This is a genomic window from Bacillus cereus group sp. MYBKT14-1 (assembly GCF_051915185.1).
In the GTDB taxonomy this organism is placed as follows: Bacteria; Bacillota; Bacilli; order Bacillales; family Bacillaceae_G; genus Bacillus_A; species Bacillus_A cereus.
Genome location: NZ_JBQAEF010000003.1, coordinates 207439 through 220432, shown reverse-complemented (window position 1 = coordinate 220432; position 12994 = coordinate 207439). Strand labels below are relative to the sequence as shown.

The following is a 12994-nucleotide window of genomic DNA, read 5'->3' as shown; positions in this document are numbered from 1 at the left end:
TTCTAAATATTTTTACTGGTACGTGCATAAGTATAGAATTTATTGACTATAACAGTAATAACCAAAAAAAATAGCCCCTATGTCAAAAGACATAGAGACTATTTTAATTAAGCGTGAAGATCAGAAACTTCTTGTTCTTTCACTTCTTCTACTTTTTCGTTTACACGTTCAATAGTTGCACCTAATGCAGCTAATTTCTTATGGAAGTTTACATAGCCACGGTCAAGATGTTTTAACTCAGTTACACGAGTATAACCTTCTGATACTAAACCAGCTAAGATTAATGCAGCTGCAGCACGTAAGTCAGTTGCTGCTACTTCAGCACCTTGTAAGCTGTTTGGACCGTTCATAATAACAGAACGACCTTCAATTTTAATATCAGCATTCATACGACGGAATTCTTCAACGTGCATAAAGCGGTTTTCGAATACCGTTTCTGTAATCATGCTTGTTCCATCAGCTTGTAGTAATAATGCCATCATTTGTGATTGCATGTCTGTTGGGAAACCTGGGTGAGGCATAGTTTTAATATCAACCGCTTTTAACTTATCTGGGCCGATAACACGTACACCTTCGTTTTCCTCAATAATTTTAACACCCATTTCTTCCATTTTCGCTGTAATTGAGCGTAAATGTTCAGGTACAGCATTTTCAATTAAGATGTCTCCACCAGTAATTGCTGCTGCAACCATGAATGTTCCCGCTTCAATACGGTCAGGAATAATAGAGTGGTTTGCACCATATAATTTATCAACGCCTTCGATACGAATCGTTCCAGTTCCAGCTCCGCGTACTTTCGCTCCCATCGCATTTAAGAAGTTAGCTAAGTCAACGATTTCTGGTTCTTTCGCTGCGTTTTCAAGAATTGTTGTCCCTTTTGCTAATGTAGCTGCAGACATAATGTTTTCTGTCGCGCCTACGCTTGGGAAGTCTAAGTAGATTTTAGCTCCTTTTAGTTCTCCCTCAACATATGCCTCAACAAAACCGTTACCAACCTGTACTTTTGCTCCCATTGCTTCGAAGCCTTTTAAATGTTGGTCAATTGGACGTGAACCAATTGCACATCCACCAGGAAGTGCAATACGAGCACGACCGTTACGTGCTAATAATGGTCCCATTACTTGAACAGATGCACGCATTTTACGTACATATTCAAATGGTGCTTCAATGTTTAGTTCTTTAGAAGAATCGATTGTTACTTGATTATTTTCAAATACGACTTCAGCATTTAAATGACGTAATACCTCATTAATTGTGTATACATCAGACAAAACTGGTACTTCAGATAGTACATTCTTTCCATCACTCGCTAATAGGGCTGCAGCGATTATAGGTAATACAGCATTTTTTGCGCCCTCAACACGCACTGTGCCGTTTAACCGCTTTCCGCCACGGACGATGATCTTTTCCAAATTATTCCCCTCCGTGTCCTTTTTTCAGTATCTATTCACTCAATACTCAGAAGTTATGATCGGTGTGCCAACCACAATTGTATCTTTGTTGTCTGTAGAACGTATTGCTATTTGCACATTTATTTTCTCTCTATTTGTTGAAAGAGCGTCATCCCACTTTTTATTGTATGCGGAGACTGACACAAATGCTCTTTCTTCTACTTGTTCGATCGCTCTTGCTGAAAGATCTTTCAAAACCTGATTGGTTTTATTTTGCAAAACACCTTCAATCTTATCATTCAGTACACCTTGAACACAAGTGTAAATTATAGGTTTTTCACTAAAAATTTTATTCATGTTTTGAACATACTTCGGGTCCCATTTCGCCCCACTTACTTCAAAGATAATGAAAGTGTTTTCTTTAGTATTTTCTTTACTCCAAGTTACTACTACTCGTTCTTCATAAGAAGAAAGCTTTTTATAGGATGTAGCTTTATATCCATCTGGAGATTGCTCTACTTCCCACTTTTGAATATTTGCCTTTTCCTTCACATCGTTTAACAACTTTTGAAACGTATGTATGTTAGAAATTGTTTTTGTTTCTCTCGCTAACCATGACCATTTTTCTACTTTAGCATCATTTTTCTCTAAAGCCTTGATCATGCTCTCCATTTTCTGTTCATCGCTTATCGGTTTCATCTCTCTATATCCAACCAAAAATAAAACAACACTAAGTGCAACAATAAGAATGGCTTTAAGCTTCAATTTCATCCCCTCCTATCCCCATTGTTAACGGAGATTTGAGGTTCTATACACTTACTTTACTAAATACGTTAAACTCTTCGAATAGCCTAAATAATCAAGGAAAAAGTTACTTACAGATGTCCCAATTGCAATTGTAATTAAGATGAGTAATACTCGCGTCTGCAGCACTTTTCCGGACTTCATTAAACGCTCAATGTGAATGCCTTGTAAGGCCCACCACGTAATGGTAATAAACAATAAATGCGAAACAATGGCAATCAGTGCTTGTTGCCCTAAAAGTTGTGCCAAAAAATCGACCCCTTTTTACTCAGCTACTACTTATGAAAGAATATAAAAACGATACCATAATAAGTAGGAGCTACACTTTTTCAAATGCACATAGACATCTTACATTTTTCATCGTGATTTTCTTTCCAAAAACGTATATCTACATTACAAGTTAACACAAAATAAAAAGCGCAGAGTACTGACTCCACACCTTTTATTTTCACTATTGTACCACGTTCCCTAAGAAGAAGAAATCTTTCATTAATGGAAAATATTCATAAAAGAAATTGTACCCAATCATCGGCATAATCCCTAGTATTACAATCGAAATTGCACAAAGACTCATAACAACCTTTATATTTAACGGTAACCGTATTCTCTCTTCTGTCTCTCCGGTGTGGAAAAACATTTGTTGTAAAATACGGAAATAATATACGAATGAAACAACTGTCGTACCCATCATAATCGAAGCTAGTACGTAATGTGCTGGCTCTACATGAAGTGCGCCTAAAAAGATATTAATCTTTCCAATGAAGCCAGCCGTTCCTGGTATCCCAGCCAACGATAAAATAAAAATTGTCATCATTATCGCTGTAAATGGCGACCTTTTATATAAACCTGTGAAAATTGTTATATTTTCCTCATTATTTTGTAAGATTAAGCCGTGGATAATGGCAAATGCGCCTATATTCATAAGCATGTATGCCAGCATATAAAACCACATGCTATCCATCGTAAATGGTGATAATGCCACAAGTGGAACGAGTAAATACCCTGCATGAGCAATGCCCGAATAAGCAAATAAACGCTTTATATTGTATTGTTTTAACGCTACTACATTCCCAACAATCATCGTAATACTTGCTAGCACCGCAATATATATACTCATATGCCCATATAAAGATTGCATATCTCCTTGTATTAATACACTTGCAAAGATCATAAGGAACAAACGAATAATGAGTAGGAACCCGGCAATTTTAGAAATCGTTCCAAGAAAAGCAGTAACTGGTGTAGCTGCTCCTTCATACACATCAGGTGCCCACATATGAAACGGCACTGTGGCAATTTTAAATGAGAGACCAACTAGCAATAAAAGAAATGCGAGAGCTAACAATAACTGAATACCACTAGCGAGTTCCCCAGTGAGTACCTTTTGCATATCTACAATGTTAGTTGAACCTGTAATACCGTATAAATAACTCATTCCGAAGAGCGTAATCGCCGTTCCAATTCCTCCGCTAATGACGTATTTCATTGCCGCTTCATTTGATGCACGGCTCTTTTTTCGTATTCCTACTAAGATATAGGAAGAAAGTGAAAGTAACTCCAAACCAACGAAAAGGGTAATAAAATCAACACTAGAAGCCATGAACATCGCGCCAAGAAGTGCCATTAAAAATAAGTAATAATATTCACCTTTATCTTCAATTGGATTCTTCTTATCATCGCTCATTGCGGTGCATAAAATGAGAGCTGAGGCACCTAATAGCAACGTTTTAAACCCTTTCGAAAATCCATCTAACACAAACGATCCATTTAAAATATCTCCTGCCGGTTCGCTATATAGAGTAATTAATGACACGATTGCTAATACGATGGCAGCAATCGCACCAAGAGCTACATATCTATGGTTCAGCTTAAAAAACAAATCACATATGGAAAGGAGGATGGCGGCGCCGAGAATAATAAATTCTGGCACCATTAGATGCCATGATAAGCTAAGTAACGTATTCATATCCATCCTACTTCACCCCCAATGTTTTCAATGTATTTTGAAGCGGATCCCCTAGTATTTCTGGCATAACTCCAATTGCAATAATACAAAAGATAAGTAGTAAAACAGGGACATACTCCCATCCGTGTATATCAGATTTTGCTTCCCACTCTTTCTTTCCAAATGTCACTTGAAGTGTCGCCCTTAATACATATACAGCGGTTAAAATGATGCCAATCACACCGACTGCAGCAATGACGGGCTCTCCTTGAAATAAACCGAGAAAGGCAAGAAATTCACTAACAAACCCAGACATCCCTGGTAATCCGAGCGATGCCATTCCTCCTGCTAAGAAGAAGCCGCTAAGTACTGGGACACTTTTTGCGAGTCCACCAAGCACTGTAATGTCTGATGTTCCGAAACGTTGTTCTATAACACCGAGTAAGAAAAACAGCAAGGCTGCAATTAAACCGTGCGATACAACCTGGAATAACGCTCCTTGTGTACCAGGTGCATTAAGTGACGCAAGTCCCATTAACACAATTCCCATATGCGAAATACTAGAGTAAGCCAGTACTTTCCTAAAGTCTGTTTGGATGAGCGCTAAAAAGGCACCGTATAATAAATTAATTACGCCTAATATCGCAATTAGTGTTGCAACATCGTGAAAATATTCCGGGAATAGCCCTTTCCCGAAGCGAATAATACCGTACGCTCCAATCTTCAGCAAAACACCCGCATGAAGCATAACTACAGCTGGATGCGCTTCTATGTGTACATTGACCATCCAGCGGTGCAACGGAAAAACAGGTAGTTTAATTGCAAAAGCAATCATTATGGCAATAAATACACTAAGCTGCAAACTACCTGGGATGACGAGTGCTCCCTCTGCGTTTACGCTTCTTAATATCTCTTTCAGCTCCACAATATTTGTTGTACCTGTTTTCGCGAACAAAATTGAGAAAATAATGAGCAAAATAGCTGAGCCAATACCGTTATATATTAAATAACTATACGCAGCCTTTTCACTCGACAATTTTCCCCACTTTCCAATTAATAAGAACATTGGTGGCAACGTAATTTCAAAGAAGATAAAAAACAACATTAAGTTTTGAGCAGCAAAGACACCGAGCATTCCTATTTCTAGCATGAGTAACAGCATATAAAATGCTTTTAAATTTCTTTTAATAGAAAAGGCTGCAATTGCTGCAAGCGTTGCTAGAAGAGCCGTCAGTACCATCATGACAAGCGACAAACCATCAATACCGAGCTCGTAATAAATAGAAAACCACCTTTTATCTACCGCTGTAAAATCGCCGAACTTAATCCATTTCATCTTTTCATCGAATAGTGACAAATTCTTTCCAGAAGCATATGTACAAGCGAGGACGATAGCGATTCCAAATGGCAGTGCCGTCCCAAATAAGCCAAGCGCTCGCACTGTACGCAATTCCTTTTTCGGTGTTAATACAAGCAATAAAATTCCTAAAAGCGGGGAAAAAATGAAGAACGTTAACAACAAATCATTCATCGTAAATCCCCTCCCGTATAGAGCAAAATAATGACGAGTACAGCGAGCGAAACCGCCGTTACAGTACCGTACACTTGTACATTCCCGTTTTGAAGTTTCGATCCAAGATTACTTGTGCCTTTCACTACACTTGCAATTAAAACTGCAATTCCTTCGACTACATACACTTCAAATAAGCGAAGCACATGAGCGACTCCTTTCGTAATAGGGATCACCGTCATGTTGTATAGTTCATCCACATAATATTTTTCTTTCAAAAGATTATAAAGCGATGTTTCCGTACCCCCAGCCCAATTCCTAGAAATTGACTTCTTCCTATATATGAAATATGCAAGAGCGATTCCCGCAAATGAAACGAGTGTCGCAACAATCATAATCCAAACTGGTCCATGCGTTTCTTCAACCTTAAACCCTACATCTTTCGTCAACCAATCTCCGAGAAACGTCCCAAACCATGGTGTATTTATATATCCTGCCACTACTGCGAGAACGCCGAGAACAATCATTGGATACGTCATAACGCGAGGCGATTCATGCACTTCTTCCTTCGTCTTCGTTTCTCCAGTAAAGACAAGAAAGTAAAGGCGGAACATATAAAACGCTGTTAAAAACGCCGCAATTACCGCTAAAGTAAATAAAACGTAATTGCCATTCATCCACGTCGCCGCTAAAATTTCATCTTTGCTGAAAAAACCGGAAAGCAGCGGAACACCGCTAATGGCAAGGGTACCTATTAAAAATAGCGTACCAGTTACTTTCATCTTCTTCTGTAAACCGCCCATTTTATTAATGTTTTGCGTATGCACAGCATGAATTACACTTCCTGCCGCCAAAAATAGTAGTGCTTTAAAAAAAGCGTGTGTCGTTAAATGGAATATACCAGCTACATAACCAGCAGAACCTAACGCGAGCATCATATACCCGAGCTGGCTAACCGTAGAATAAGCAAGCACCCTCTTTATATCTGTTTGCACAAGACCGATAGAGGCCGCAAAGATTGCAGTGAAAGCTCCAACGATTGCCACTGTCTGCATCGCCACTGTACTTGCTGAAAATAGAGGGAACATCGTCGCTACTAAATATACGCCAGCTGCGACCATCGTCGCCGCGTGAATAAGTGCCGAAACGGGTGTTGGCCCCTCCATTGCATCTGGCAACCACGTATGAAGCGGGAACTGCCCTGATTTCCCCATCGCCCCGATAAAAATTAATATCGCTGTTATTGTAATCATGTAAGGAGGTAGATCCCCTGTATAAATCGCCCTAAATATTGCGTCATATTCAAAACTACCTGCGTACCCAAAAATTAAAATCATCCCGATAAATAAACCAACATCCCCAATACGGGTCATAATAAAAGCCTTTTTTGCAGCAGCCTTCGCTTCTTCTTTAAAGAAATAAAAACCGATAAGCAAAAATGAGCCAAGGCCGACTAATTCCCAAAATATATAAAGCTGTAATAAATTCGTTGATATAACAAGCCCTAACATCGCAAATGTAAAAAGTCCTAAATATGCGTAAAAGGTCGGTAATCGTTCATCACCTTTCATATAACCTTTCGAATACACATGTACAAGTAGACTCACAAGCGTCACGATAAATAACATTAAAGCTCCTAATGCAGTCACTTCAAAGCCGAATGATATATCCACATCTCCAGCTCTAAGCCACACCCACTTATGCTTCACGCTTGCTTCTGAAAACCTTTCTATTAACACAAGTACCGCAAGTATAAAGGAGAGAAAGACGAAAAAAATACTAAGTACGCTGCTTCCTTCTCTAATTTTCTTCCCGAATATAATAAGTAACAAAAACGAAACGAGTGGGAAAAGCGGTATGAGCCATGCATAATCGATCATTGTTTCCTTCCCCCTTTTTCGGTCACAATGCTATCCTTTGAGCGTATCCATTTCATCCACCTGAACTGTCGTACGATTACGATATAAAGCAATTAAAATAGCGAGTCCTACCGCCGCTTCCGCTGCCGCTACAGCCATCGTAAACAGTGAGAAAATTTGACCTGTTAAATTCGGAAATAAGCCTAATTTACTAAACGCCACTAAGTTTAAATTGGCAGCATTCAGCATTAATTCGATACAAACTAATACGATTACTGTATTCCGCTTTGTTAAAGCTCCAAATAGACCGATGCAAAACAAAATAATCGCAAGTGTTAAATATGCAGAAGCTGGAACGCTACTCATTGGAATCCTCCTCTTTCTCGTCCTTTTTCGCAAGTATAATTGCGCCAACGAGTGCTACAAGTAAAATAACTGAAGTTAGTTCAAATGGAATAATATATTTTGAATAGAGAAGCGTACCGATTTGAAGTGTGTTGTTTTCATGGAGAGGTAAACTTCCTTGTGTGCTTTCATTTGCAAAATCAACATTATTAACAGCGAAATACATAACCGCTCCAAATGCTACAACTGCAAAGAAGATAATCCATTTTCGAAGAGTAAGACGCGATTCATTTTCCGCGTTATGTTTCGTTAACATAATGCCGAAAATCATAATAATTGTGATTGCACCAGAGTAAAGTAAAATTTGTGCAACGCCTATAAATTCGGCTGACAAAAGAAAATACAAACCTGCAATGCTGAGAAATGTCAGAACGAGAGCTAGCATCATGTGCATAACTTTCGTTAAGTTCAACATAAGAACACCGCCGATAATTGCAGACAAGGATAGTATAAAGAATGCTACAAACTCGCCATTCATGCCTTATTCTCCTTCCTGACGTTTTCGTCGTTTTCGTCAAGCCACTGCAAATTTTTAAATAAGTCATCACGTGAATATTCCGCGAGTTCAAAGTTATTTGTCATGACAATTGCCTCTGTCGGACAAACTTCTGTACATAAATCACAAAGAATACAAATTTCAAAATTAATATCATACGTGTCGATAATTTTTCCTTTTTTCGTAGGATCCGGATGTTTCTTTCCTGTTAACTGAATACAGTCTGTCGGACAAATGTTAGAGCACTGATTACAAACAATACATTTCTCCGGATAAAATTTTTGAATCCCCCGAAAACGGTCTGGCAACGGCAACGGTTGATTTGGATAATCATACGTTACCTTCTTCTTGCTCAAATTACTTAATGTATATTTTAACCCTTTAAATAGTCCTTTCATCTCTTACTGGCACCCCCCTCATAGATTAGAAGAATAACTCCTTAATCAATGCCGTTAAGAAAATATTTGCAAGTGCAATCGGCAATAATACTTTCCATCCAAACTCCATTAACTGGTCACCTCTTATACGCGGGAACGTAACGCGGAACCAAATTAATAGAAAGACTACACTGCTAAATTTCAAAGCAAACCATACGGCACCTGGGATAAATCCAAGAAACATGACTGGATTCCATCCGCCTAAAAAGAGCACTGTAATTAACGATGCCATCCCGAAGAAATATACGTACTCTGAAAGCATGAAAAACGCCCAGCGAAAACCTGAGTATTCCGTATGATATCCAGAAACAAGTTCTGACTCCGCTTCCGGCAAATCGAATGGCGTCCTATTTAACTCTGCAACTGCTGCGATTAAGAAAACGACGAATCCAATTGGCTGTACGAAAATGTACCAGACCTTCTCCTGCGCCGCTACAATCTCATTTAAATTCAGGCTACCAGCTAGCAAAACGATACCAATTACACTCATTACGAGCGGAATCTCATAAGAAATCATTTGCGCCGCCGCACGCATCCCTCCTAAAAGGGAATATTTATTATTCGATGCCCATCCCCCAGTTACAACACCTATCGTCGTAATACCGGAAACAGCAATATAATAAAGTAGCCCGACTCCAATATCTGTAAATTGAAATTTATCAGTGAACGGGATAACCGCAAGCACCATAAATGCTGGTGCAAATGCAATGACAGGCGCTAATATAAACAGCGGTTTATCTGCTGCTTTCGGAATACTATCTTCTTTCAATAATAGTTTTAAAACATCAGCTACCGTTTGCAGTAAACCGAATCGGCCTCCAACCTGGTTTGGTCCAATCCGCCCTTGCATAAACCCCATCACTTTCCGTTCTGCCAAAATTCCATATGTAACGAAGCCAAGGACTGCAAATAGTAGAAGTACCGCTAATCCGAAAAAAATGAAGAAATTCGTCCAGCTTGAAGGTGATTGTAAGAGCGCCTCAATCATTAGCCATCAACCTCCCCGAGTACAATATCAACTCCACCTAAAATCGTAATTAAATTAGCGATGTTTTCACCTTTCAATAACTTCGGTAAAATTTGCAAGTTATAAAAAGATGGCCTACGAAACTTCAAACGGTACGGCTCTTTCTTTCCGTCACTTGCGATATAACAACCAATCTCTCCGCGCGGCGATTCGATACGTACAAATGCTTCTCCCTTAGGTGCCTTAATAATTTTCGGTACTTTTGCCAGCACAGCTCCATCTTTCGGGAACTGCTTAACCGCTTGCTCAACAATCTTTAAAGACTCCTCGATTTCTTGCATTCGGCAAACGTAGCGATCCCAAGCATCTCCCACGCTTCCAACAGGAATATCAAAATCAAAACGATCATAAATCGAATACGGCTCATCTTTGCGAAGATCCCAGTTTACTCCAGTGCACCGCAAATTTGCTCCGCTTAAAGAATACGAGATCGCTTCTTCCGCGCTATATATACCAACGCCTTTCACACGATTTAAGAAAATCTCATTACCGCTAACAAGATCATGATAACCTGCTAATTGCTCCCTCATATACGGAACAAACTCTTCCACCTTTTCAATCCAACCATCTGGCGCATCCCACTTCACACCACCAACTCTCATATAGTTAAAAGTAAGCCGTGCCCCGCATAATTCATTTAATAAATTTATAATCATCTCTCGTTCACGAAACGCGTACAAAAACGGGCTGACCGCTCCTATATCAAGAAGATTCGTCCCCCACCAAACGAGATGACTCGCAATTCTTCCTAACTCCATCGCAAGTACTCGCAAGTATTCGGCACGCTCCGGAATTTCAAGCCCCATCATCGTCTCCACAGCATGGCAAATGACGTAATTATTCGTCATGGCTGATAAATAGTCCATTCGATCTGTATAAGGGATAATTTGCGTATACTGTAAGCTCTCAGCGATCTTTTCGGTCCCGCGATGCAAATATCCAATAACAGGTGTAGCTTCTTTAATAATTTCCCCGTCAATCTTAATTACGAGCCTGAACACACCATGTGTACTCGGATGCTGAGGTCCTACATTCAAAAGCATCTCTTCCGTGCGGATCATAGCTACACCTCCACATCATACGTTTCATAGTCTTTTCTAAGCGGATATCCTACCCAATCATCTGGCATTAAAATACGCGTTAAATTCGGATGCCCTTTAAATACAATGCCGAGCAAATCGTATGCTTCTCGCTCCGGCCAGTCAGCTCCTTTCCAAAGCGCTGTCACAGATTCGACTTGCGGCGCTTCCCGGTCTAGCTTTACCTTCACCGCTACCGATTGTTTCTTGCCATATGAAAACAAATGAACATACACTTCCATATGTGTCACAAAATCCGTCGCATGTAGCTCTGACATATAATCAAAAGCAAGTCCCTCATGGAATCGCAGTGACTCCATCACTTCATAATACTTTTCGGGATCCACCACAAGAGTTGGCACATCCTTTGACAGTTTATTAATGTAGGAATCTACTAATGCACCCTCTCCTAACTTCTCCCTAATAGCCTCAACATACTGATTTAAATACGGCTGATTTACGGACGGTTCTTCCTGCTTCGGGTCATCCTCTTTCTTACCTTCAGCTCCCTTTGTCTTCGCTCTTGCAGCCGCTGCTGCTTTCGCTTTTGCCGCTGCAATTGCCTTTGCCTTTTCATCTCCCGAATCCCCATCACCTTGCGAGGCTTTCTGCTTCGCCAATGCTGCCGCTTTTGCCTTTGCCGCCGCCACCGCTTTTGCCTTGGCTTTCGCTTTTTCTTCTTCCGTTACTTCTTCTGTCCCTTCTCTTTTCTGCTTCGCTAATGCTGCCGCTTTTGCTTTTGCGGCTGCTGCTGCCTTCGCCTTCGCTTTTTCTTCTTCCGTTACTTCTTCTGTCCCTTCTCTTTTCTGCTTTGCTAATGCTGCCGCTTTTGCTTTTGCGGCTGCTGCTGCACGTCGTTTTGCTTCTTCTATAGTAATATCATCATTTTTTGGTAGCGCTTTCTCTTTTTCTTGATCTTCCTCCTCAAGTTCACTTATTTCCGCCTTGTGTTTCGCTACAAGGCGTTTTCTCGCTTCTTCTTTCGCACGCCTAGCTGCTTCTTTTTTCAGATCCTCTAAATCTTTATTTGGATTACTCATTTATTCGTCACCTGCTTTCCGGTCTTTGCCTCGTAACGAATTTTCTCTTTTAATTTATTAATTCCATAGATTAAAGCAGCTGGATTTGGGGGACAACCAGGAATATACACATCAACTGGTACGATTTGGTCTACACCTTTCACAACAGCATATGAATTTACATACGGACCACCTGCTGTCGCACAAGATCCCATCGCAATAACCCATTTCGGTTCGGGCATTTGATCATATAAACGCCGAACAATAGGAGCCATCTTCTTCGTTACTGTTCCCGATACAATCATGACGTCCGATTGCCTTGGTGAAGTTCGAAAAAATGACCCAAATCGATCTAAATCGTAATGTGATGAGCCTACCCCCATCATTTCAATTGCACAGCATGCCAGTCCGAATGTCATCGGCCATAAAGAGTTGCTCCTCGCCCATCCTTTCAACTGTTCCAATGTAGAAAAAAAGATATTTCGTTCTAATTCTGCTCGCTCATTTGGATGTAATTCCTCAAAATTTATAACCATTGTAACACCTTCTTTTTCCAAGCATACGCTAATCCAACTAGCAACATTACAACAAAGATGAGCATTTCAATTAATGCAAATAAACCTAGCTTGTCATACGCAACAGCCCAAGGATATAAAAATAAAGTTTCTACATCAAAGATCACAAACAATAAAGCGAAAATATAATAACGAGCATGAAACCGAATATTTGCATCATGAAAAGGCTCAATTCCACTCTCATACGTCGTCGCCTTTGCTGCACTTGGTTTATTTGGGCGCAGCATCCTTCCTAATGTAAGAGCCACTACCGGCAGCAATATACCTAATAGCAAGAAAATCAAAACGATCATATAACTATTTTCATATACACTTGCCATTGTGAAACCCTCCCCCCTAAATTAAGAACAAGTTCACATAGTAAACAATATGTCCTAGTTGCAGTAATTATTATTTTTAAATTCTTCTAAATAATGCAACTATTCTAATCATTATAGCAAACTTCAA

The 12994-nt window shown here is 39.8% G+C and carries 14 protein-coding genes; all 14 read right to left on the bottom strand.

Annotated features, from left to right (window positions below; all coding sequences use genetic code 11):
- Positions 1-107 precede the first annotated feature (107 nt).
- The 14 genes from murA to nuoA all read right to left on the bottom strand — a co-directional run bounded on the left by murA (position 108) and on the right by nuoA (position 12867).
- A complete protein-coding gene (murA, locus tag ACTFO4_RS11060) occupies positions 108-1412 on the bottom strand; it encodes a UDP-N-acetylglucosamine 1-carboxyvinyltransferase (RefSeq protein ID WP_000411274.1) in 1305 nt (434 codons plus the stop codon).
- A 39-nt stretch (positions 1413-1451) separates the two neighbouring features.
- The gene (locus ACTFO4_RS11055; protein ID WP_000767916.1) at positions 1452-2156 is read right to left on the bottom strand and encodes a YwmB family TATA-box binding protein; all 705 of its coding nucleotides are present in this window, start codon (positions 2154-2156) and stop codon (positions 1452-1454) included.
- A 51-nt stretch (positions 2157-2207) separates the two neighbouring features.
- Positions 2208-2444 carry a DUF1146 family protein gene (locus tag ACTFO4_RS11050; RefSeq protein WP_000057889.1) on the bottom strand — a complete coding sequence of 79 codons (237 nt, stop codon included), beginning with the start codon at positions 2442-2444 and terminating at the stop codon, positions 2208-2210.
- Between the two features lie 202 nt (positions 2445-2646).
- Positions 2647-4161, bottom strand: coding sequence for an NADH-quinone oxidoreductase subunit NuoN (gene nuoN / locus ACTFO4_RS11045; protein WP_002183008.1), 1515 nt, complete (start codon positions 4159-4161; stop codon positions 2647-2649).
- A 7-nt stretch (positions 4162-4168) separates the two neighbouring features.
- On the bottom strand, positions 4169-5671 hold the full coding sequence (locus ACTFO4_RS11040) for an NADH-quinone oxidoreductase subunit M (RefSeq protein ID WP_224201060.1): 1503 nt from the start codon (positions 5669-5671) through the stop codon (positions 4169-4171).
- The gene (gene nuoL / locus ACTFO4_RS11035) at positions 5668-7530 is read right to left on the bottom strand and encodes an NADH-quinone oxidoreductase subunit L (protein ID WP_326234511.1); all 1863 of its coding nucleotides are present in this window, start codon (positions 7528-7530) and stop codon (positions 5668-5670) included. Before nuoL ends, ACTFO4_RS11040 begins: the two co-directional genes overlap by 4 nt.
- 30 nt (positions 7531-7560) lie before the next feature.
- Complete coding sequence (gene nuoK / locus ACTFO4_RS11030) at positions 7561-7875, bottom strand: NADH-quinone oxidoreductase subunit NuoK (RefSeq protein WP_000100079.1); 315 nt, start codon at positions 7873-7875, stop codon at positions 7561-7563.
- Positions 7868-8392 carry an NADH-quinone oxidoreductase subunit J gene (locus tag ACTFO4_RS11025; RefSeq protein ID WP_001012812.1) on the bottom strand — a complete coding sequence of 175 codons (525 nt, stop codon included), beginning with the start codon at positions 8390-8392 and terminating at the stop codon, positions 7868-7870. The genes nuoK and ACTFO4_RS11025 overlap by 8 nt, the downstream gene beginning before the upstream one ends.
- Positions 8389-8808 (bottom strand): NADH-quinone oxidoreductase subunit NuoI, encoded by a 420-nt coding sequence (gene nuoI / locus ACTFO4_RS11020; RefSeq protein WP_000677191.1) that lies wholly within the window; start codon positions 8806-8808, stop codon positions 8389-8391. Before nuoI ends, ACTFO4_RS11025 begins: the two co-directional genes overlap by 4 nt.
- Positions 8809-8833: 25 nt before the next feature.
- Positions 8834-9835, bottom strand: a complete 1002-nt coding sequence (gene nuoH / locus ACTFO4_RS11015) for an NADH-quinone oxidoreductase subunit NuoH (protein WP_088361757.1) — start codon at positions 9833-9835, stop codon at positions 8834-8836.
- Positions 9835-10935 carry an NADH-quinone oxidoreductase subunit NuoD gene (nuoD, locus tag ACTFO4_RS11010; RefSeq protein ID WP_069604047.1) on the bottom strand — a complete coding sequence of 367 codons (1101 nt, stop codon included), beginning with the start codon at positions 10933-10935 and terminating at the stop codon, positions 9835-9837. Before nuoD ends, nuoH begins: the two co-directional genes overlap by 1 nt.
- 2 nt (positions 10936-10937) lie before the next feature.
- Positions 10938-11993, bottom strand: a complete 1056-nt coding sequence (locus ACTFO4_RS11005; protein ID WP_440013660.1) for an NADH-quinone oxidoreductase subunit C — start codon at positions 11991-11993, stop codon at positions 10938-10940.
- A complete protein-coding gene (gene nuoB, locus ACTFO4_RS11000) occupies positions 11990-12508 on the bottom strand; it encodes an NADH-quinone oxidoreductase subunit NuoB (protein ID WP_000236331.1) in 519 nt (172 codons plus the stop codon). Before nuoB ends, ACTFO4_RS11005 begins: the two co-directional genes overlap by 4 nt.
- Positions 12499-12867: an NADH-quinone oxidoreductase subunit NuoA gene (nuoA, locus tag ACTFO4_RS10995; protein WP_000179273.1), complete on the bottom strand. Its 369-nt coding sequence runs from the start codon at positions 12865-12867 to the stop codon at positions 12499-12501. The genes nuoB and nuoA overlap by 10 nt, the downstream gene beginning before the upstream one ends.
- Between the last annotated feature and the right edge of the window lie 127 nt (positions 12868-12994).

What these genes read in the sequence shown, in the direction of transcription:
- nuoN (WP_002183008.1), bottom strand. Translation starts at nt 4,161, where the DNA reads ATGAATACGTTACTTAGCTTATCATGGCATCTAATGGTGCCAGAATTT.
- ACTFO4_RS11040 (WP_224201060.1), bottom strand. Translation starts at nt 5,671, where the DNA reads ATGAATGATTTGTTGTTAACGTTCTTCATTTTTTCCCCGCTTTTAGGA.
- nuoL (WP_326234511.1), bottom strand. Translation starts at nt 7,530, where the DNA reads ATGATCGATTATGCATGGCTCATACCGCTTTTCCCACTCGTTTCGTTT.
- nuoK (WP_000100079.1), bottom strand. Translation starts at nt 7,875, where the DNA reads ATGAGTAGCGTTCCAGCTTCTGCATATTTAACACTTGCGATTATTTTG.
- ACTFO4_RS11025 (WP_001012812.1), bottom strand. Translation starts at nt 8,392, where the DNA reads ATGAATGGCGAGTTTGTAGCATTCTTTATACTATCCTTGTCTGCAATT.
- nuoI (WP_000677191.1), bottom strand. Translation starts at nt 8,808, where the DNA reads ATGAAAGGACTATTTAAAGGGTTAAAATATACATTAAGTAATTTGAGC.
- nuoH (WP_088361757.1), bottom strand. Translation starts at nt 9,835, where the DNA reads ATGATTGAGGCGCTCTTACAATCACCTTCAAGCTGGACGAATTTCTTC.
- nuoD (WP_069604047.1), bottom strand. Translation starts at nt 10,935, where the DNA reads ATGATCCGCACGGAAGAGATGCTTTTGAATGTAGGACCTCAGCATCCG.
- ACTFO4_RS11005 (WP_440013660.1), bottom strand. Translation starts at nt 11,993, where the DNA reads ATGAGTAATCCAAATAAAGATTTAGAGGATCTGAAAAAAGAAGCAGCT.
- nuoB (WP_000236331.1), bottom strand. Translation starts at nt 12,508, where the DNA reads ATGGTTATAAATTTTGAGGAATTACATCCAAATGAGCGAGCAGAATTA.
- nuoA (WP_000179273.1), bottom strand. Translation starts at nt 12,867, where the DNA reads ATGGCAAGTGTATATGAAAATAGTTATATGATCGTTTTGATTTTCTTG.